Origin of the sequence: Ligilactobacillus acidipiscis DSM 15836, assembly GCF_001435755.1 — a bacterium.
Lineage (GTDB): Bacteria > Bacillota > Bacilli > Lactobacillales > Lactobacillaceae > Ligilactobacillus > Ligilactobacillus acidipiscis.
Window position 1 is genome coordinate 1 of the sequence record NZ_AZFI01000348.1, and the last position, 586, is coordinate 586.

Consider the following 586-nt stretch of genomic DNA (forward strand, 5'->3'; position numbering starts at 1 on the left):
GATCAGATAAATGAAGTTGTTGCTCTTGATCTACCAATTTTTGTATATTCTCATTTTGTTTTAGCAACTTTTCAATCTGTTTATCTTTAGTTTCTAGTTGTTGTTTTAAAGACTGGTTTTCTTGTTCTAATTGAGAAGAAAGTTTGTCTTGCAACAAAGAAATATTTAAACTTTTGTTTCTTTGTTTCTTTGTTTCTGTGCTTTTATGTCTAACACTCATAAATTCCTTTATAGCAGTCTCTACATGATCATCTATTTGATAAGAATGATTAACTTGTTTTGGCTTTTTACTGGTCGGTAGCTGATTTATTACTCTATTTATATATTGTGGAGTAACTTTTAATTCAACAGCTAAATCTTTTACAGTTTTCATGCTTTTCTCCTAGCTTGTTTGACCTCTTTTTGTTTCTTTGCCATGAATGGTAATTTCATAACCTACAATAGAACGACCTCTTTTTTGCTTTGTTACAGTGAACCAAACTCCTAGTTTTTGAGTTAGTTCCTTAATTGCAACATCTAAAGCTTTTTGGCCAAATTTTCCTGCTGGCCAACGAATATCTTTTCCTAAAAACCAACTTTCCCAATC

Annotated in this window: 1 protein-coding gene and 1 pseudogene; both read right to left on the minus strand. The window is 30.9% G+C overall.

Features of this window, described 5'->3' with window-relative positions:
* Positions 1-373 (minus strand): annotated as a pseudogene (locus FC65_RS11065) (helix-turn-helix domain-containing protein); the annotation flags it as partial.
* Between the two features lie 9 nt (positions 374-382).
* On the minus strand, positions 383-586 hold a 204-nt coding region (locus FC65_RS11070), incomplete at its 5' end, for a replication initiation protein (protein ID WP_156408648.1).